The sequence below is a fragment of the Prevotella sp. CAG:255 genome (assembly GCF_000431195.1).
Classification (GTDB): Bacteria; Bacteroidota; Bacteroidia; order Bacteroidales; family Bacteroidaceae; genus Prevotella; species Prevotella rara.
On the sequence record NZ_HF986835.1, the window covers coordinates 1 to 21,278 of the forward strand.

The 21,278-nt window shown below is 35.9% G+C and carries 12 protein-coding genes; 10 read left to right on the plus strand and 2 right to left on the minus strand.

Annotation, left to right across the window (positions count from 1 at the left end; genetic code table 11):
• Nucleotides 1-395 precede the first annotated feature (395 nt).
• The 10 genes from QVO66_RS10460 to lpdA all read left to right on the plus strand — a co-directional run bounded on the left by QVO66_RS10460 (nt 396) and on the right by lpdA (nt 17,859).
• Nucleotides 396-4,724 carry a T9SS-dependent choice-of-anchor J family protein gene (locus QVO66_RS10460; RefSeq protein WP_021855437.1) on the plus strand — a complete coding sequence of 1,443 codons (4,329 nt, stop codon included), beginning with the start codon at nt 396-398 and terminating at the stop codon, nt 4,722-4,724.
• A gap of 58 nt (nt 4,725-4,782) precedes the next feature.
• A complete protein-coding gene (locus tag QVO66_RS10465) occupies nt 4,783-6,966 on the plus strand; it encodes a hypothetical protein (RefSeq protein WP_288172819.1) in 2,184 nt (727 codons plus the stop codon).
• Between the two features lie 14 nt (nt 6,967-6,980).
• Complete coding sequence (locus tag QVO66_RS10470) at nt 6,981-9,185, plus strand: S8 family serine peptidase (RefSeq protein WP_021855439.1); 2,205 nt, start codon at nt 6,981-6,983, stop codon at nt 9,183-9,185.
• A 3-nt stretch (nt 9,186-9,188) separates the two neighbouring features.
• Nucleotides 9,189-10,337, plus strand: coding sequence for a hypothetical protein (locus tag QVO66_RS10475; RefSeq protein ID WP_021855440.1), 1,149 nt, complete (start codon nt 9,189-9,191; stop codon nt 10,335-10,337).
• Nucleotides 10,338-10,856: 519 nt separating this feature from the next.
• Nucleotides 10,857-11,828 (plus strand): lipoate--protein ligase, encoded by a 972-nt coding sequence (locus tag QVO66_RS10480; protein ID WP_021855441.1) that lies wholly within the window; start codon nt 10,857-10,859, stop codon nt 11,826-11,828.
• A 24-nt stretch (nt 11,829-11,852) separates the two neighbouring features.
• Nucleotides 11,853-12,944: a glycine cleavage system aminomethyltransferase GcvT gene (gcvT, locus tag QVO66_RS10485; RefSeq protein WP_021855442.1), complete on the plus strand. Its 1,092-nt coding sequence runs from the start codon at nt 11,853-11,855 to the stop codon at nt 12,942-12,944.
• A 73-nt stretch (nt 12,945-13,017) separates the two neighbouring features.
• Nucleotides 13,018-13,398, plus strand: a complete 381-nt coding sequence (gcvH, locus tag QVO66_RS10490; protein ID WP_021855443.1) for a glycine cleavage system protein GcvH — start codon at nt 13,018-13,020, stop codon at nt 13,396-13,398.
• 195 nt (nt 13,399-13,593) lie between these two features.
• Nucleotides 13,594-14,910, plus strand: a complete 1,317-nt coding sequence (gene gcvPA, locus QVO66_RS10495) for an aminomethyl-transferring glycine dehydrogenase subunit GcvPA (protein WP_021855444.1) — start codon at nt 13,594-13,596, stop codon at nt 14,908-14,910.
• Nucleotides 14,911-14,950: 40 nt separating this feature from the next.
• A complete protein-coding gene (gene gcvPB / locus QVO66_RS10500) occupies nt 14,951-16,396 on the plus strand; it encodes an aminomethyl-transferring glycine dehydrogenase subunit GcvPB (protein ID WP_021855445.1) in 1,446 nt (481 codons plus the stop codon).
• Between the two features lie 137 nt (nt 16,397-16,533).
• Nucleotides 16,534-17,859, plus strand: a complete 1,326-nt coding sequence (lpdA, locus tag QVO66_RS10505) for a dihydrolipoyl dehydrogenase (protein WP_021855446.1) — start codon at nt 16,534-16,536, stop codon at nt 17,857-17,859.
• Nucleotides 17,860-18,004: 145 nt separating this feature from the next.
• Here the strand turns inward: lpdA and QVO66_RS10510 are convergent, their stop codons facing one another.
• Together QVO66_RS10510 and QVO66_RS10515 are read right to left on the minus strand one after the other, a co-directional pair.
• Nucleotides 18,005-19,402: a glycoside hydrolase family 28 protein gene (locus QVO66_RS10510; protein WP_021855447.1), complete on the minus strand. Its 1,398-nt coding sequence runs from the start codon at nt 19,400-19,402 to the stop codon at nt 18,005-18,007.
• Between the two features lie 109 nt (nt 19,403-19,511).
• A complete protein-coding gene (locus tag QVO66_RS10515) occupies nt 19,512-21,188 on the minus strand; it encodes a peptide MFS transporter (protein WP_021855448.1) in 1,677 nt (558 codons plus the stop codon).
• Nucleotides 21,189-21,278: the final 90 nt, after the last annotated feature.

Sequence of the window (21,278 nt, forward strand, 5' to 3'; positions counted from 1 at the left end):
AATATTTTCTTTCCCCACTATTTATCGGGTGAGCCATTAAACCTGCCTTGACTGTCTTAATTATAATAACACAGAAAAGACTATAGGACTATTTTTCCCAATTAATATTAGGAATAAACACATTATTGAATATTTATATTTCATTAAGCCTTGTTAATAGGATACTTAAGAGTGTGAAACTAGCCTCAAAATAGTACCTTTTATTAATGTCTATGACTCGATATGTGTATCACTTCAATAAGAAACGATACACATATTATAAAGATAAAATAGAGTCATATATACAACGAGATTGTTATACTCAACATTATTATCAGACAATATATAGCCATATTGGGTAAATAATTATCCATACATGGTTTAATTTATTACATAACCTAAAAATAATAAGTGGTATGAGAAAACTTACATTTTTAATTTTCACATTTATTATCTTAACGGGAATAAATGTAGGTAAGGCGCAAACGGCATTACCTTATAGCATTAATTTTGCAGACAGCCAGGAAGGATGGACTGCAGTAGATGAAAGTTCCATTCCTGGGAACACATGGACTTATATGCCAAAATGGGCCTATATCCAAGGAAAATATTATGGCAGCATTGTCCTTAAGATGGATTATTCATCAGCCAGTAACGATTATTATATCTCACCAGATTTTTCTCTAGAGGCAGGAAAAACATATGCTGCTGAATTCAATATATGTAGTCAATCTGACGGAAACGCAAACACTGTATCGTTTGAATATGGGACGTCAAACAGTGATATGACTGCATTTTCAAAACTTTCGGATGTAACATTAAATGACAATTCGGAGTATCCTGCAGCACAAAAAGTTGAAATAAAAGTCAATGAAAACGGTAAATATTATTTTGCTTTTCATTGTACCAGCCAACAATTTAACGGGACTGTTCTTTTATTTGAATTTAAATTATATGAAGAAGGAGGAAGCGTTATTGATCCCCCCGATGAACCTATCGTCAGCATCCCATATCATGTAGATTTGACAACCGACTATGCTGATTGGACTGCAGTTGACAATAATAGAGATTCACATACATGGACGCCTGTTAATAATTTCGGTCCGATGTTGGAAATGCCCCTGACAGGCCAGAATGATGATGATTACTTTTCTCCTAAAATAAGCTTAAAAGGCGGTGTCACTTATAAGATTACAACCAATGTAGCTGTACAAGGCTATCCCAAAGGATATGATGTTGTAACACTTACCCAAGGAACAGATAAGACCAATATGACTCCATTAAAACAGTTGAATTTAATTAATAGTGGAGAAAATATTGAAGAAAACTATTTCACTCCGGGTGCTGACGGAGATTATTATTTTTCATTCTACAACACATCAAACAGTGGTGGAAACACTCTTCAACTTTATTCATTTGCAATTGAAGAATACGCAGGAACCATCACGCCTGAAACAGAAATCTATACTACAGATTTTACAGGAACAGATCCTCTTAAAGAATGGACTATTATAGACTCAAATAATGACAACGTAAAATGGGCCATTATAGATGGATACACGGGTCCATCATATGACGGGAATTTATCAATGTCAGCTGCTGATGACTGGTTAATTTCTCCTGCGTTAGATATGGTGGCAGGCAAAGACTATTTAATAAGATATACAATCTCTCAAGCCGGCGCTTTTGAAGCCGACGAACTTACTATAAAATATGGAACTGCACCAACCGCTAAAGGTCTGGATAAAGAACTTGCAAAAGAAACTATAAATCTAAATAGCGGTTCTGTAGAAAAGATAATTCGTTTTACTTGTACAGAGTCGGCTTCTACATACATCGGTTTTAATTTAACGACGCCAGTGCCTAATGGTATCGTGACAATAAATAAGATCTCAGTTGTTCAAACATCGAAAGCGCAACCAATGAGTGTGGAAAATCTTGATGTATCTTCAAACTTCACTCAAAAAAACGTAACTTTTAAATGGAAGAATCCGTCATATGATGTAACTAATGCTCCAATTCTTTCACCCGTAGATATTAACATATATGAGAATGGCGTAAGAGTTGGTTCTGTCGAAAATTGTGAAGCAGGGGCAACTGGAACATATACATATACCCCAAAGAATTTCGGCGGTATTGTCACATATAAGGTAACTGCTTCTCTCAACGGAATAGAGTCATTACCAGTCGAATTTGAAATCAATCTTGATGATGTACAAGGTGAGGCTGCTGTTGTACGTGAATTTATGACAGCTAATGATTATACAGAATGGATTGTAGAGAATAAAGACGGTGGGAACACCTGGCAACAGATAACATACGAAGATGGCGGAATGTCTGTAAAACGAGGAAACAAAGACATTCATGACGATTGGGCAATAACACCTGGAGTCACATTGGAACCAAATAAAAGATATATAATAAAGTTTTATGTATCAACAAGTATGAATTATGCAGGAAGTTTAGATGTGTGGTTGGGTAATAGCCAAACATCTGCCGGTATGACTTCAAAATTAATTTCACTTGAAGACATTTGTTACAATGGCTATGTAGACACAACAACTCCACAATTCAGTGTTGAAACTGAAGGTGTATATTATATTGGCTTCCATGACAGCAAGACCGCAAATAGTATGATTATAAAGGGCGTTGGTATTTATTATATTGACACAGACGAAAAAGAGGTCCCCGTAATGGAAATACCATACACTGAAACCTTTGATCAAAGTGCAACAACTCCCAATGGATGGAAGATAAGCCGCAGCAGCACGCAGTATGGTTTTTACGTATCTAATATTAGTTTAGTTTCAGAAACGTTTGGAACTAGAGCATATTCTGGAGCTAATGCATTATATGCAGCAGGTGGAGCACCTGAAGCAAGAGAAGAAATTATTTATACTCCAAAATTTACATTAGAATCAGGAAAAACCTATAATATAAGTTTCATGTTAAACATGACACAAAACAATTCGAAGAATACACTTTCTTTATATAAAGCAACAGAGCAAGATGAATCTAACATCATTGGTGAATCACTTCTGCAAACTGACGAAACTACAAACAAAAGTTGGATAAAGCAAAACATTGAGATATCTGTAGAAAACACCTCAGACTATTGCTTTGCAATAAAAATAAATACAAATGAAGCAAACGGAGGTGAAATTATTATTGATAATTTCAATGTTGATGAACAGATACAGATTGCCCCTGTAAAGCCTGCTGCAATATTAAATGCAAAAGCATCTGCAATAAATTCAAACAAGAGTGTACTTTTTGAATGGACACATCCTTTAGTTGATGAAGAAGGCGAGAAAATACAAAATGGTTCTATCATAAATACAAAAATATATGATGGTGATGAATTTATCGCTGAACATTCTGTGAAAGTTACTGATAATACGAAACCACTTGATGTAACCTACGTTTATACATATAGTGACAATAGCAAATTTTCAGGACAGAAAATATACAAATTAATACCTTGTATTGATAAAGAAATAGGTCAACCAACATCATGTGTTTTAAAAATTAGCAGTTTCACTGATGGTTATCTCAAAGAACATACATATGTTGCAGACTTCACAGAAGATAATAATAGATGGAAAACAATTGACGGTGACGAAGATGGCAACACCTGGAGCCACGACGAATCAGCAATAACTACTAATGGTAAAGACGAATGGCTTATATCACCAGAGGTAAAACTTGATCCTACGAAATCATATTATGTATTATGCGAATTCGAAACCGATCTAAATCAAAGCGTAAACATTAAATTTACTCGTGGTAATGGCCAAACTATTAATGATCAAATAGAAATTATAGACGAGTTCAACGATATAATAATGAACGATTATACACAAATGGAAGTCGGTACGACATTCCATCCTGAATCAGAAAGTAATTTCTTTGGCATCCACATTGAAAACATGAACGGAACAAATGTCAGAATTAAAAATCTGAAAATAATGCGTCTATTTACTTCAGACGAGCCTGAGCCTCTTCCATATTCTGAAGATTTTGAAAATCGTACAGATATTAATGAGACGACGCTATTTACGAATAAATGGGGATGCAGAACTTCATCTTCTGAACTATTCCATATAACAACTATGCCCGATAACACAATTACAGCACACTCAGGAGAATATGCTGCCGTTGCAAACGAATATACAATTGGCGGAAGAAATGAACTTCTTTATACTCCATATTTTACGCTTGAACATGGCAAGACATATGAAATTTCGTTCTATCTATATATGCCAGGAAACGGTGAGAATAAGACAACAGCAAATGTCATATTGGCATATACACAAGAGGAAAGCGGCATAGAACTTCCTGTGCTTCAAAATATCAGCGAACCGGTTAAGGAGTGGACAAAATTTACAATTAAATATGTTCCTGAATATGATATGGACTATTGTTTCTATTTTGAGTTTAATGCCGAATCTGCAAATTCAGGAATTATTGCGTTCGATGATTTCAAAATTGAGGAAGTCGAAGGAACAGACATTAAAGAGAACATAGAAAAATGCAAGATGCATTATATATCTTCAACATCAACACTATACGTTCCCGATAATATTAAATCTGTATCAGTGTTTAACGTACAAGGACAAAATGTTCTCAATACACAGTGTTTAAATAATACAATTTCGTTGGCTGAGCTATGTAGAGGCATTTACATCGTCAAGGCCATGACAAATGATGGAAATACACTTTCAATGAAATTAGTAAAGAAATAAATTAAACCTACAGCACAGTCTCATTTTGTGAGACTGTGCCAAACTTAATACAATAATTATGAAGAAGAACATACTAAAAAAAATTATATTGCTAACAGCAATGTTCTGTGGCTGTGTTAATGCAACGATGTCACAAGAGTACGGCCAGCCTATATCAATGGAAGGTGTAGATATGTATGGATTTATTACATTTTCACCTATAAATGAAATTGACGATATGATCCCTGGCCTATATAAATTCGGTATAGAGAATAATTATCGTCCAGATGATAATAGCGTATTATTCAATCGCTATATATCAGGAGGTGGAGTATATCACAATGGAAAAATTTATTGCAATATTTATAGTGATGAGACAAATCTTCCAAAACAAAAACCTGTATGGACAATACTTGATGGAAATACTTATGATGTGTTATATGAAAAAGAACTAGAGGACAACTGCCAATGCACAACGACATCATTGGCCTATGATGTAACAAATGATAAAATATATGGCATTGTAGTAGACTTTACAACTTCTCATTTAGTTGAAATAGACCCAGAAACTGGAGACATGCAAAGAATAGGTAAAGACTTTGACAGCAAACTACGTTTTAAAACTCTAGTTTCAACCAATAACGGAATGCTGTATAGTGTGGTTATTGACACTGAGGATTATAACCAATATTTATACAAGATAAGAAAATCTGATGGTATGGCTGTAAGAGTTAAAGCGATTACGGGCAAGAATCTTATTGGTCCTGAAGACTATTTAGTAAACAACGGAACAGAACAGGCAATGTTCATAAATAGGGCTACCGGTAAGGTGTATTGGATATTCGAAAGTAGTAGCATGATACTTGATGGAGAATACACCCCTATCGTCGAGCTGAATCTTACAAACGCAGAAGGAACTATTGTTGCATATCTTACAAGAACATATCAGGTCAGCGGTGCATGGTTAAAAGAACCTAATGATGGTGCACCGGGAATTGTTTCAGACTTTAACTTTATAACTCCTAACGAAGGTTCTGTAACTGGTTTCTTCCAATTTCAGATTCCATCTAACAGCTACCTAGGAACCCCTCTTACAGATGATAAATTGAGAGTTAGAATAACAGAAGGAAGCCAAACTCTTATTGACAGTACGGCGGCTCCAGGTTCTTTGTTCAAAAGTAAGGAAATTATTTTGCCCAATGACAACCATACGGTATCAATAACTATATCTAATGAATATGGAGAAGGTCCAACTATCAAACGTACATTCTATGTAGGCTATGATTTGCCTAAGGCGCCACAGAATATAAGACTTACATATGAAGGTCTTACAACTACACTGACATGGGAGGCTCCAACAGAAGGTATTAACGGAAATGCCATCGACAAAGATAATATCACATATAAAGTTATAAGATATCCAAATGAAATAACTGTAGCTGAAAATCTTAAGGAGTGTAAGTTTACAGAGACTCACCCTGAAGACATGACACGTTACGTATATACAGTGACATCAATGTATAATGGCAAAGAAGGAGATTGGGGATTCTCGAACAACCTGATCATTGGCACTCCACTGACTCCTCCATATGGAGGAATGTTTACAGATCCTGCAGACATGCTCAATTACTATACCCTACTTGATTCAAATGGTGACGGTTATTGTTGGGGGTATGACTCAAATACAAGAAGTGCAGTATATATTTTTAATCAAAACAAAGATGCAGACGATTGGATGATAGCTCCTCCTATCAATTATAAGAAAGGTGTAAGCTACATGTTAAAGTTTAAGGCTTATTCATCATTACCACAATATCCAGAATCAATGGAAGTTACCTTTGGTAAAGGGCGTACACCAGAAGAACAGAGTCTACAATTAATTAATATACCGGAAGTTCCAGGAGCAACAGAAGAAAATCCTGTAACAGAATATTCGATTCCGATAACCGTAGAAGAAGATGGTATATATTATTATGGTTTCCATGTAACATCACCTAAATTCCATGAATTTTTGTATTTGTTTGATATAAGACTAGATATTGCAACTGGTGTCAAGACTGTTAAAAGTAATGATTGCATAACAATCAGCACAAGCAAAAACAACATAGTCATACAAAATCCTCATATGGCCAAGATTTCTATATATACAAGTGACGGCATGCTTATTGATACTTTCACAGAAACTGCTTACAACCGTTTTCTTAAATCTGGCATATATATAGTGAGAGATGGTAGTTCTACTCATAAGATTATAATTCAATAAAATAGGAAAAACATATGAGAATAAAAACAATATTGTTATTTGCAGTACTAACTGCAACATCACTCTCAATATGGGGACAATGCAAATTGTCTCCATATACCCAACAATTTGTAGAGACTGTTAGGAAAGAAAATATATCTGATGTTCAACGTCTAAAAAGTGCTTATTATTTTAAGCAAGATGATAATAAAGGAAAAATTATAATATCAGCCTTTATTCATCTTTATGACGGATATGATTCAGATATCCTTAGAAAATTTGGAGTTAATATCAGAACTATATTAGGAAATATTCTTACGGCCGACATTCCATTGGAAAAACTCGACAATATTGTAGCTTTAGACGGAGTGAAATATATTGAAATGGGTTCCCCTATAAGAAAAAATCTCGACAAAGCTCGCGAAGAAGCCCGAGTTACCGACATTCAAAAAGGGATGTCACTTCCAGAGGAATATAGAGGTAAAGACGTCGTGATAGGTGTGGTTGATAATGGCTTTGAATTTGGGCATCCTAATTTTTATTCACGGGATAAATCAGTGTTGCGAATAAAGAGAGTATGGGATCAAAATATCCAAGGAACCCCTCCGGAAGGTTTCGGTTATGGTTGTGAATACACAACAACAGAAGATATTCTAACAAAGGTAACTGACACTAGTAATTCGACACATGGAACACATGTATTGGGCATTGCAGCAGGAGCAGATAATACAGATGACAAAAATGTATATGGTGTAGCCACAGATGCCGAAATAGTATTGGTGTCTCTTAATGGCAACGAACTTATAAACAGTGATAACACTGCGGTTCTTGATGGCGTGAAATATATTTTTGATTATGCAAAATCTGTAAATAAGCCTTGTGTTGTAAATCTAAGCCTTGGCAGCCACCTAGGACCGCGTGATGGTTCATCTACCTTTGATTTACTTACGTCTGAGATGCTCGGCCCTGGACGTATCCTTGTTGGAGCAGCCGGAAATGATGGAGGCTCAAAATGTCACGTTAAAAAAACATTTAACGAAGAAAAGACTGATACTCTTGCAACATTTCTCGATTTTAAATACACATATCCACAATCAGGAACAGTAGAAATATGGTGCGACAAAGATATGGCGATTAAGTTTATCCCATTTGTATACAGAGCCAACAATAATACCATAAAGAAAGTTTATGAGCCTGCAATATTTAATATAAAACAATGCGATAACCGTTCATACAACTTCACAATTGACAATGATTCTATTTCCGGAAATTTATCCGTTACCGGTGAAATAAATCCTATAAATGGTAAAACACATCTCATGTTGAATTTCAATTATTTGAATACGCCAAATTATTATCATGGCTTATATATTATATCATCAAATAAAGGTGATATAAATATGTGGACGGAAAATGTATATTCACAATTCAGCAACTATGGCCTTAAAGGATTTGTAGACGGTAATGATGACATGACTGTTGGAGAAATTGGCGGTACAGGAAAAAGAATTTTGTCTGCTGGAGCATATGTGACATGTGATTATTGGTTGCAATTCGGAGTTCCACACTACATTGACGAGAAAGTTAATAGATTAGCATCGTTCTCTAGCCATGGACCTACTGCAGACGGAAGAATTAAACCTGATATTACAGCTCCTGGTACATTCATAAAATCATCCCTGTCAAACTATTATACAGGCGACAAAACAACATATTGTACAATAAACTGGAATGGTAATAAATATGAATATGGTTATATGCAAGGAACATCAATGGCTTCACCTTTCATTACAGGAGTAGTGGCAACATGGTTGCAGGCTTATCCTTATCTTACACCAGAAGATGCATTAAAAATAATGCAAAAAACTTCACGTCACGATTCATATACAGGTGAAGAGATTCCTACGAACAATTGGGGATATGGCAAGATTGACGCATATGAAGGTATTAAAGAATGTATACAACAAGCAAGCGAGATCAAACCTACTGTCATAAACAATCCTCATATGATTATTTTTAATGGTAAACAACTAAAAGTTGTTCCAGGTTTTTATGATACAAACATATGTATGCAATTATATAATCTTCAAGGAATATGCGTAGCAAAACATACAATTAGCGACATTAATGCCGGAGAAGAAATCGTATTCGATACAGATTGTATTCATAATGGTGTATATATATTTAAAATCTCTGGTGAAAAGACAAAATCAATAATTAAAAAAATAATAATTCAATAAATTATGATTAAAAATATTATTTTTGCAACAATAATTGCTATTACAGCACCTGTTTGCGCACAAGAAACAACGACAATCCCTACAATAGGGGAAATGGAAGGCGATTTTTTAGTATTAAATTCGCAAGAATATAACGGAGAAAAAAGTTTGGCAACAATAAAACCTTTTAATATTGTACCAACAGACAATAGTTCTATCTCGGTAAGCGGGTTTTATATGAATGGATGTATTGATTTTAATGCTGAATATAACGAAAACACAGGTTCTATTAGTATTCCATCAGGTATTCCTGTATTTGATATGGAAACATATATGGTATATTTATATCCTTGGGATTCTGAAGCCGGAGAAGAAATCTTAAGGCCTATTGAATATAAATATATTGGCAATAATACTTGGGAATGTAATACAGACCTCATGCTAGTTGCTGTACAAGGCGAAGAAAAACAGACGGTTACATTCTCTAATGGGTCACGTATAGTACGTTGTAATGGCCAATCAAACAACACTTCATATGTTGGTTCCACAGGCAATCAAGATGAATATATTGAGTCTAGGCCCTCTTATGTAGCAATAAATGGAAATACCATTGATATTTATAACATATTGCAAGCAGATCAATATGGTTATGGTGTACATTTGAGTGGAACAATCAACAAAGATGTTAACGAAGTAATGTTTAGATATACACTAACAGGACATGCCAATGATGGTACGTATAGAATGCTCACAGGATGTGAGTATGACGTTGAGACAAACATGCCCACAGGAATGTCTTATCCTGAGACAAGCAATGTGGGTATGATACATGCAACCATTGATATGGAAAAAGGTGAAATCGCCTTTAATCCGATGGCAATATGGGCTGCAGAATATGACACCAGTACAGGTAATATTTCAGTTAATGAAAATCTACTCTATGAATTTGTTAAAACTGTAAATGTAAATTATGACATTAATAATTCTGATGTTTCGGCAATAGAAATGCCTAATATTGCAGATGCAAATAAAGAGGTAAAACAAATAAACTATTATGCGATAGATGGAAGCAAACTTAAAACACCTCAATACGGCAGCCTTGTTATAAAAATGACAATATATAATGACGAGTCAAGAAAAACTGAGAAAGTTATTTTTAAAGGATACGAATAACATCAACAATTATATTTTATAGCAAAGAAGCGGAATTCCTTATACAGAAGTCCCGCTTCTTTGCTATATTATTGACAAAAACTATCCATAATAAATCTCAAATAAATAATATATACTTATTTTTATCTTATATATTACTGTACGTACCCAAATAACACATATATCAAATCAAATATATAAATTTACACTTTGATACATCAAATACGTATTATGATATCACATTAACAGTCATGGAAAATACAATTTTCACGTTTCTAGCGACAATCAAGTTAATTGTGTCAAATTATCAATCTTGTTAAGGTGTAAAAAACGATTATGGCAAAAGATGTTTTATTACAAAAGTTTAATTTTCTATTATTTTTTCATCACATGCTTGTTGATAAACAATTAATTATTTATCTTTGTATAGGATTTAAAATTATCCTATTCAAGTTTAGAACCTAAAATCTGCATGAAAAATAGTGACTTAAGCCACTACATACTTGCAGAAGAACCTTAAAAAAGAAAGACAACAATTATATGGTATACATATCTCTACCGGAGAATAGCACAAGGCAGTTATCTTTTTATCTTGCCATGGAAGAATACGCAGCCAGAAACATCAATGAATATGATTGTTTCTTTCAATGGCAAGTTGAACCATCTGTGATATTTGGGCGCAATCAATTGATTGAGAATGAAGTAAACATTGAATATTGTCGCAAGAATGGCATAAAGATGTATAGACGCAAAAGTGGCGGGGGGTGTGTATATGCAGACATGAGCAACATCATGTTTTCATACATAACAAGTGAAGAAAGTGTAGGCTTCACTTTCAACCGATACATTAACACCGTTATACATTTACTTAGAAAATTAGGCGTCGAAGCCACAACAAGCGGGCGTAATGACATTCTGATTGATGGTAAGAAGGTATCCGGGAACGCATTCTATCATATACCAGGACGAAATATAGTACATGGTACCATGCTCTATGATACAGACATGCAAAACATGGTAGGAAGTATTACTCCATCAGACGAAAAACTGATGAGCAAAGGAATAAAGAGCATAAGACAGAGGATAAATCTTCTAAAAGACTATATCAGCCTTGATATTGATGAATTTAAAGAATATGTGAAGAAGAACTTATGTGATAAGGAAATCGTACTAACGGAAGAAGATGTCGAAAAAATCAAAGAAATTGAAAAAGAATATCTTTCAACCGAGTTCATCTACGGCAACAACCCCAAATATACTGTTATTAAACGTAAAAGAATTGAACATGCAGGAGATTTTGAGTTGAGGATGGATATAAAAAATGGCATAATAAAAGATATTGAAATATTGGGTGATTTCCTAATCACAGGTGACATAAACGAAAGCATTAAAAACCGGCTTAAGAATGTGAAATTGGATAAGGAGTGTATTGAAAAAGCGTTGCCGGAACAGCTTGATGATGTCATAATGAACTTAAATAAAGACGAATTTATTAATATCATAATAAACTAAAAACATTTAAAAACCTTAGAAAATATGGAAAACAAAAAGACCTGTCTGCATGACAAGCATGTTGAGGCCGGAGCGCTAATGCAACCCTTCGGCGGTTTTGATATGCCAATTCAGTACACATCAATCATCGATGAACACAATGCGGTAAGACAGCATTGTGGAGTGTTTGATGTGTCACATATGGGCGAAATAACCGTTACAGGTAATGATGCAGAGAAATATGTAAGTCATATATTTACAAATGACATTAAAGATGCCACAGTAGGCAAAGTTTACTATGGCATGATGCTGTATGAAGATGGTGGTGTTGTAGATGACCTTTTAGTATATAAAATGGGAGAAAACAACTTCTTCCTTGTAATAAATGCAGCCAATATAGATAAAGATGCTAAATGGATTAACGATAATGCAAAAGGTTATGACGTTGAGATAACAAACCGTTCAGACTATTACGGCCAGCTGGCAGTGCAAGGTCCTGAGGCAGAAGATGTCATGAGAGAGGTTTTAGGTCAAGAATGTAGTGATCTTACATTCTATACAGCTAAAACTGTAATGATAGATGGTGTAGAAACTATCATAAGCCGTACTGGATATACTGGCGAAGACGGATTTGAGATCTATAGTAGCCATGAATATATTAGAAAAGCATGGGATGAATTAATGAAGAGCGGACGCTGTAAACCATGTGGTCTTGGCTGTCGTGACACATTACGTTTTGAAGCAGGACTTCCTCTATATGGTAACGAACTAAGTGACAAGATAACACCTGTTATGGCTGGTCTGAGCATGTTCTGTAAACTCGACAAACCAGAATTTATTGGAAAAGAAGCTATTGCGAAACAAAAGGCAGAAGGAATTAAGCTAAAGGTAGCAGGTATAGAACTGCATGACAAAGCGGTACCACGTCATGGATATACAGTAACATGCAATGGCAAAGAAATAGGAAAGGTTACAACAGGCTACCAATCAATATCCACTCAGAAAAGTGTATGCATGGCCTTAATTGATGCAGAATGTGCAAAACTTGGCAATCAAGTTGAAGTGCAAATTCGCAAGAAATCTTATCCAGGAACTATTGTGAAAAAAGCATTCTATCAAAAACATTATAAGAAATAAAAATATAGCTCATTATACAGCAATATTTTATAAGATTAAAACATAAATAACAACTAAAAATAAAGATAATATTATGGCAAAAGTTATTGAAGGACTCTATTACTCTGAGTCACACGAATTTGTAAGAGTTGAAGGTGAATATGGTTATATCGGTATCACCGACTACGCTCAAAATGCACTTGGAAACGTAGTTTATGTTGATATGCCTGAAGTTGACGACGAAATCGAAGCAGGCGAAGACTTCGGTGCTGTTGAAAGCGTAAAAGCTGCAAGCGACCTTATATCTCCTGTAAGCGGAACTGTCGTTGAGATTAACGAAAACCTTGAAGATACACCAGAACTTGTTAACAAGGATGCATATGAAAACTGGATCATAAAGGTTGAACTGACAAATAAAGAAGAACTCAACGAACTTATGGACGCAGAAGCTTATAAGAATTTCTGTGAGAAATAAAAATTACGTCAATATTTTGGGGTTAATTGAAGCGTGCATGTCTTGTTTCGTACAAAAGGGTGAATAAAAATCTAAAATATCTGATTTTGATAGCCATAAATATATGTACAATCTAAAGATTAAAACTTCAATTAACTCCAAATACTTCTTTATATTTATCGTAAACAAATACAAACTCTTACACCTTAAATCCTAATGGCTTACAAATATTTTCCTCATACAGAAGAAGACATTGAACAAATGCTCAATGTCATCGGAGCTAAATCGCTGAAAGAACTTTATGCCGAAGTACCTGAAGAAATTATCTTTAAGGACCAGTATGAATTACCTGAAGCCAAAAGCGAAGTAGAAATACGTCAATTATTCAGCAAAATTGGCGAGAAGAACAAGAAATACACATGTTTTGCCGGAGCTGGAGTATACGACCACTATACCCCAGCAATAATACCACAATTAATACAACGTTCTGAATTCCTGACAAGTTACACGCCATACCAGGCTGAAATTTCACAAGGAACGTTACATTATATCTTTGAATATCAAAGTATGATGACAGAACTGACAGGTATGGATGTTTCAAATGCATCAATGTATGATGGTACGACTGCTACTGCAGAAGCTGTAATGATGGCATTCGGAGCTGCAAGAAAAGCTGATACAGTGCTTGTATCTGAAACAATAGATCCAAAGACTCTTGCAGTTATTAATACATATGCTCATTTCCACAATATCAAAATAGAAATGGTAAAGCAGGAAGAGGGAGTTACAGATATGAAATCAATGTCTTCTCTGCTTGAAAAAGGAAATGTCGCAGGAGTGGTTGTACAACAGCCCAATCGTTACGGAATAATTGAAGATTATGATGGCTTGGCAGATAAATGCCATGAACATAAAGCCTTAATGATTATGAATAGCGTAGCAGCTGACTTAGCACTACTAAAGACCCCAGGAGAACTTGGAGCTGATATCGCTGTAGGTGAGGCCCAGTCTTTAGGTGTTCCAATGTCATTCGGAGGTCCATATATCGGGTATTTATGCTGTACAGAAAAGCTTATGCGCAAAATGCCAGGACGTATTGTCGGAGAAACACGTGACAGCAGAGGACAACGCACTTTTGTACTTACATTACAAGCAAGAGAACAGCATATACGCCGCCAAAAGGCAACATCAAACATTTGTTCAAATCAAAGTTTGATGGCATTATTTGTTACAATATATATGTCAGTGATGGGCAAAGAAGGCCTTAAAGAAGCTGCAACTCTATCATATTCCGGAGCACACTATCTTTGTGATCAACTTAAAAATACGGGACACTTTAAACTCGCATACGACAAGCCTTTCTTTAATGAATTCTGCGTCAAATATGACGGGAACGTAGACGAGCTGCAGAAAAAACTAATGGACAATGGTATTCTGGGCGGTATAAAAGTAGCAGATGACACAATAATGTTTGCAGTAACAGAGAACCGCACTAAAGAAGAAATAGACAAATTAGTTGATCTATGCAAATAAACATGTAACCGTTATTTTAACAATCTGAAAAAGCACAATCATGAATAACAAATTATATGGCAAATTAATATTCGAGTTATCTCACCCCGGAAGAAAGGGCTACTCGATGCCAGAAAATAAATTCGGCAATTATACTCTGCCCGCAGAAATGAAAAGAAGCAAAGATGCCATGCTTCCTGAATGTGATGAACTTACAGTCGTACGTCATTATACAAATCTTAGCGGAAACAACTTTGGTGTTAACAACGGCTTCTATCCCTTAGGAAGCTGTACTATGAAATATAACCCTTCAATAAATGAAGAAATGGCTGCTGCAGATGCATTTACAGCTTTGCATCCACTACAACCAGAAAATACATGCCAAGGTGCATTGGAGGTTTATTATAACCTCCAAAAATCACTTGCTGCAATAACTGGCCTTGAAGAGTTTACATTGAATCCTTTTGCAGGTGCACACGGAGAGTTGACCGGTCTTATGATTATTCGTGCATGGCATGAGAGCCGAGGCGACCACAAACGTGTAAAAGTAATTATACCTGACTCTGCTCACGGAACAAATCCTGCTTCTGCTGCAGTATGTGGACTTGAGATTGTTGAGGTAAAAAGTACAGCAGAAGGAATTGTTGACGTAAACGATCTTCGCGGACTGCTTGACGATACAGTCGCTGCAATGATGATGACAAATCCTAATACATTAGGATTGTTTGAAAAAGAAATTCCGGAAATAGCTAAGCTAGTTCATGAATGCGGTGGACTAATGTATTATGATGGTGCAAACCTTAATCCAATGCTCGGTGTATGCCGTCCTGGTGACATGGGTTTCGATGTAATGCACATAAATCTTCATAAAACATTCTCAACGCCTCATGGAGGTGGCGGTCCCGGCTGTGGTCCTGTAGGCGTAAGAAAAGGGCTGGAACATCTACTCCCCTGCCCTAAAGTAGTCAAAGAAGGTGACACCTACAAAGTTCAGACTCAAGGTGAAGGTGATATTCATGTAGGAGCATACCTAGGAAACTTTGGTGTTGCGGTAAAGGCTTATTCATATATTCTGTCATTAGGAAAAGAGAATATAAAGATGGCAGGTCCATTAGCAACACTTAATGCTAACTATATTAAAGAACGTCTAAAAGATGTATACGACCTACCGATTGCCTCTATTTGCAAACATGAATTTGTGTTCAACGGACTCAAAGACAAATCGACAGGTGTGACCACTATGGATGTTGCCAAGCGTTTGTTGGACTATGGGTTCCATGCTCCGACAATTTACTTCCCTCTGCTATTCCATGAAGCAATGATGATTGAACCGACAGAAACGGAAAGTAAGGAAACTATAGATGAATTTATCAACATTATGCGTATAATAGCCCAAGAGGCAAAAGATAATCCTGAACTTGTTAAAACTGCACCTCACAACACCCCAATAGGACGTGTAGATGATGTGTTGGCAGCCAAACAACCTGTGTTGAGATATAAAGGATAATCTCTATACAGATTATTTTGGCAGTAAGTCTTGTCGATTTCTGAAATGCACGAAGCCGGCAAGACTTACTTTTATCCCATAAAAATGTTTTAAAGAAGAATATCTTTATACAATATAATTAAAGAAAATACTAATAAATGAAAACAGACCTTATTATAATTGGTAGTGGCCCCGGTGGATATAACACTGCATGCCATGCTGCAAAAAATGGCCTCAATACAATAATTTTTGAAGACAGACAAGCAGGTGGAACATGTCTTAACAGAGGATGTATACCAACAAAAACACTATGCCATGAAGCAGACATGATAGAAGCAGTTGCAACAATGACAGGTTCACGACCTGAAGTTGATTTCAACAAAGCCATGACTCGCAAAGAACAAGTAACCGCCCAACTCCGTGAAGGAGTTGAGGGGCTTATGAAATCTCCTGGCATAACATTTATAAAAGAACGTGCTTCATTTAAAGATTCTAAGACGATTATTGCAGGCGGTGAAGAATATACAGCTGATAACATTATAATTGCAACTGGTTCGGAATCAAAATTACCTCCAATCGAAGGCATTGATGAAAAAGGAGTTGTTACGTCAACAGAACTTCTTAATTTGGAAAAGCTTCCAAAACATTTATGCATAATTGGAGCAGGAGTAATAGGGATGGAGTTCGCTTCAGTGTTTAAAACGTTTGGAAGCGATGTTACTGTCATTGAGTTTCTAAAAGAATGTCTCCCCGCCATTGACTCTGATATAGCAAAACGCATGCGCAAAGTTATGGAGCGCCGCGGAATTAACTTTGATATGCAGTCTGCTGTAAAAAGCATACATAAAAATAACAATAAGTTAATAGTATGCTTTGACAAGAAAAACAAACCTCAAGAAGTTGAAGCCGATATTGTACTTGTTGCGACAGGCCGTAAACCAAACATAGAAGGACTTGGGCTTGAAAATACAGATATCAACTATGATAACAAGGGAATCAAAGTTGATGACAATATGCAAACCAACATATGTGGAATATATGCTATTGGTGATGTTAACGGACGTGCAATGCTTGCACATGCTGCCACTGCTCAAGGCATGAGGGCAGTAAATCATATTTGCGGAAAGAAAGATGCAATACGCATGGAAATTATGCCCGCAGCTGTGTTCACTAATCCTGAAGTTGCAGGAGTTGGTTTAACTTCTGACCAATGTGACTCAATGGGTATTGAATATAATACCCGTAAAGGATTTTATCGTTCTAATGGTAAAGCCCTGGCTATGGATGAAAGCGAAGGCATGGTAAAGTTGATAACAGATAAAGATAATAAGATTATCGGATGCCATGCATATGGGGCTCATGCTGCTGATTTGATTCAGGAAGCAACGGCTATTATGAATTTCAACGGAACAACAGAAAACTTAGTGGATATAATTCATACTCATCCAACGCTTGAAGAAATTCTTCATGATGCAGCATTATAGCTTCTGACTATAAACAGATTACTACCAAACGACAAAGAGGATGTCTTTCTTTTTTAAGACACCCTCTTTGTTATAATGTATTTATCTTATCATGATTTTACTTTATACATGCTAATTGCAATGTTTGCATGACACATAATTATCACTATTTCACAAATAATTTATCTGCAGATGAAGCCTGAGAGGGTACACCAACACGTCCACCAATATGGCAACTTCGCATCTCAACGTTCAACGTATTGTCAAAACTTACAGCATTATCCACCTCTTGAATTTCAACATTGCTAAAAATAACATCTGACATCGGTTTCTGAGACGTACCCTGTAATACTAGTCCTGCCTTTCTTACTTTACGGCAAAAAAGACTGTCAACATAAATATTCTTTACATCTGTATAATGAATATTATTAAGTCCTTCGCCAGCATACATACTTGTAACATAGAACAAGTCTTCTACTTCATCAAACCTACAATTCTTCACATATATATTTTTGATAAATCCACCACGATCAGGATTGGTCTTAATATATATTCCACGTTTACAATAACCACCATATGTGCAATTCTCGACAAAAATATTTTGAACTCCTGAAGACATTTCGCTGCCAAGCACTACAGCATGCAAACCTTTAAAACGGCAATTACGTATAATAATGTTTTCAGAAGGCATAGTTGATGCCCATCCGTCATTGTCTCGTCCACTTTTTATTGCAATATTGTCATCACCATTATTAAACTCAATATTCTCTATCAAAATATTTCGTGAACACTCAGGATCGATACCATCATTATTCACAAGTTTTGCATCGTAACGAAGGGAACGGCATATGACATTCTCGCTCTTAAGTAAATGAATACACCAAAAAGGCGAATTAGTTATAAACACATCAGATAAGGTTATATTTTTACAATTGTAGAATTGTATAAGCTGTGGTCTTAACCAAAAACCGTTACCAAAACGACGCAATTCAATGGGAATCTCTTCATGATTCATTTTACGGCTGAGAGCCTGCCCTTCCTTCTGCTTTGACTTCCATGTTGCAAACGTTGAAGAGGCATTGCCATCTATTTTTCCTTTGCCAATTATTGATATATCATGAAGATTATATCCATAAATAAAGGGACTGTAATTATATAAGAATGTACCTTCCCAACTTGTTTTAACGAGAGGAAGATAATATTTAGGATTAGAATCAAATTTTATAATAGCCCCATCCATAAGTTCAAGACACACATTGCTCACAAAATGTATGGGTCCTTTAAGCAGGAACGTTCCAGATGGCACTATAATATGAGCCCCACCCTGCTTCGCTGCACTTTGCATTGCTTTGTCAAAAGCCGGCTTATCATTTTTAACCCCATCTCCAATGGCCCCAAAATCTGTGATACTAATTATATTGTCTGAAATTTTTGCTCCTGTAATAATGGATAACAACGAATCACGTTTGTTAATCCGCTCTGATTCTATACTACGAAAAGTGTCAGCAGATATTTTTTGAAAGCCCAAAAGCACAAATAAGAATACATACAAAATTATCCTCATAATAAAAGCATATAGTAAAAAATAGATTAGTTCAAAAAATACGACAACCGGATAGCTTCTTTTATAGGCTATCCGGTTGTTATCTATTTGATATAATTATTTTCAGGCATTAGCATACCTTCTCCAAACGTTTCATAATAGAGAAGATAAACACTGCAGATATTAAACAGAGTACAACAAGAATACCCCACAAGATCCACAATGGCAGACCGCCCCATAGCATACCGATAATAGAAACTAAATAGTTACCAATGGCAGTTGCTGCAAACCATCCACCCATCATAAGTCCCTTATACTTTGGAGGAGCAACCTTTGATACAAAAGAGATACCCATCGGAGAAAGGAACAACTCGGCAAATGTAAGAACAAGATATGTGCCGATTAGGAGGTTTGGAGTTACACGATAATCACCCGTAGTTGATGCAAGTGCATCTGGAACAGGAAGTCCAAATGAACCAAGAACCATGATCATGAAACCAACAGCAGCGATAAACATACCTATACCTATTTTACGTGGTGCAGAAGGTTCCTTGCCTTTATTAGCCAAATAGCTGAACACAGCCATAGAAACGGGAGTAAGTGCAACGACGAAGAACGGATTAAACTGCTGGAACTTCTGAGGGAGGATACTGATAGACTCATCCATTGCATTGTAATTAAAGTACAACACAATAAGTGAAACTATAGTAACAATTGTAGAAATGATTTTACCTTTTGATTCTTTTGACTGGAATATAGCAAATACTCCGTAAACAGCGATTGCAATGAGTACCAGATTCCATACGTCAAAGCCAATACGTGTAAGTCCTGTGGCCGTTGCAGCCGTATAGTCACGCGCAAAGAAGGTAAGTGTAAGACCATTCTGATGGAATGCCATCCAAAAGAAAATTACAACAGCAAACACTAAGCAAAGAGCTACTACACGTGACTTTGTCTCTGCAGGAGTAAGTTCTTGAACATGAACTGAAGATTCGCCGTTATTTTCTGCTTCCTGCTTAACATTCACATCTGCATGCTTAAATGTCTTACGGCCTAAAACATAAATAAGCATAGAAATAATCAATGATACACATGCTACAGCAAATCCCATGTGATATGACTGTGAAAGCACGTTGATGTAGTCGTTTGCAAAATTTGTAAGAGAAGAAGCGTCAGTTGCAACATTCTGAGAAGATGCCAAAGATATAAACTTCGTCAAAGCCTCTCCAGAAAGAGTACCATCAAGATACTGGTGTGCAAGGGCAGGAATATCACCATTATAAACATAATTATGGGTTTTCATATACCAGTCTGTGATCTTCTCAGCCGCTGTAGGTGCAAAAAGTGCACCAATATTAATTGCCATATAGAATATTGAGAAGGCTGTATCACGTTTTGCAGAATACTTTGGATCATCATAAAGATTACCAACCATTACCTGCAAGTTGCCTTTAAAAAGACCGGTACCTAGGGCTATCAGGAATAAAGATCCTACCATGGCAGCAATTCCTACAGCATTATTGCCAGTAGGTATCGCCAGACATATATAGCCGACAAACATAACTACGATTCCGGATGTCACCATCTTGCCGAAACCAAATTTATCAGCCAATATACCGCCTACAACCGGGAGGAAATAGACCAATGCCAAGAATCCGGCAAAGATATTGGATGTAACTGTGGCTGTAAAGCCAAACTTAGCCTGCAAGAATAATGTAAAAATTGCAAGCATTGTGTAATAACCGAAGCGTTCGCCCGTATTTGCAAGCGCTAACGCATAAAGCCCTTTAGGCTGTCCTTCAAACATATAATATCTACTTTTTAAATTATTAATATTTATTTCATTTCATAGTATTTTTACAAACATACAAGACAATAAACACAGAAAGTATTTTTA

Excerpts from the sequence above, each read along its gene's own strand:
- gcvH (WP_021855443.1), top strand. The coding sequence starts at position 13,018 with ATGGCAAAAGTTATTGAAGGACTCTATTACTCTGAGTCACACGAATTT.
- QVO66_RS10475 (WP_021855440.1), top strand. The coding sequence starts at position 9,189 with ATGATTAAAAATATTATTTTTGCAACAATAATTGCTATTACAGCACCT.
- QVO66_RS10460 (WP_021855437.1), top strand. The coding sequence starts at position 396 with ATGAGAAAACTTACATTTTTAATTTTCACATTTATTATCTTAACGGGA.
- gcvPB (WP_021855445.1), top strand. The coding sequence starts at position 14,951 with ATGAATAACAAATTATATGGCAAATTAATATTCGAGTTATCTCACCCC.
- QVO66_RS10480 (WP_021855441.1), top strand. The coding sequence starts at position 10,857 with ATGGTATACATATCTCTACCGGAGAATAGCACAAGGCAGTTATCTTTT.
- QVO66_RS10465 (WP_288172819.1), top strand. The coding sequence starts at position 4,783 with ATGAAGAAGAACATACTAAAAAAAATTATATTGCTAACAGCAATGTTC.
- QVO66_RS10470 (WP_021855439.1), top strand. The coding sequence starts at position 6,981 with ATGAGAATAAAAACAATATTGTTATTTGCAGTACTAACTGCAACATCA.
- lpdA (WP_021855446.1), top strand. The coding sequence starts at position 16,534 with ATGAAAACAGACCTTATTATAATTGGTAGTGGCCCCGGTGGATATAAC.
- QVO66_RS10510 (WP_021855447.1), bottom strand. The coding sequence starts at position 19,402 with ATGAGGATAATTTTGTATGTATTCTTATTTGTGCTTTTGGGCTTTCAA.
- gcvT (WP_021855442.1), top strand. The coding sequence starts at position 11,853 with ATGGAAAACAAAAAGACCTGTCTGCATGACAAGCATGTTGAGGCCGGA.
- QVO66_RS10515 (WP_021855448.1), bottom strand. The coding sequence starts at position 21,188 with ATGTTTGAAGGACAGCCTAAAGGGCTTTATGCGTTAGCGCTTGCAAAT.
- gcvPA (WP_021855444.1), top strand. The coding sequence starts at position 13,594 with ATGGCTTACAAATATTTTCCTCATACAGAAGAAGACATTGAACAAATG.